Below are 265 nucleotides of genomic sequence, written 5' to 3'. Positions count from 1 at the left end.
AGGTCAAAGTCCATATGGGTATCGGCGCTGCGCATCGCAAAGAAGTAAGGCACAGCGTCAAGGCCGACCTCATCAATAAGATCGCGCATTGTGACGGCTTTTCCGGTTCTTTTGCTCATTTTCATTTTTTCGCCGTTTTTGTAAAGGTGGACGAGCTGAATGATCTCGACCTCAAGCGTTTCTTTGTCATAACCGAGCGCTTCAATAGCCGCTTTCATGCGCGGGATATAGCCGTGATGGTCTGCTCCCCATACATTGATCAGCT

The 265-nt window shown here is 49.1% G+C and carries 1 pseudogene; it reads right to left on the bottom strand.

The features are described 5' to 3' along the window. Positions 1-265 (bottom strand): annotated as a pseudogene (locus CH339_RS25745) (arginine--tRNA ligase); the annotation flags it as partial.

Source organism: Rhodobium orientis, assembly GCF_003258835.1.
GTDB lineage: Bacteria > Pseudomonadota > Alphaproteobacteria > Rhizobiales > Rhodobiaceae > Rhodobium > Rhodobium orientis.
This window is presented reverse-complemented; position numbering and strand designations above follow the sequence as displayed.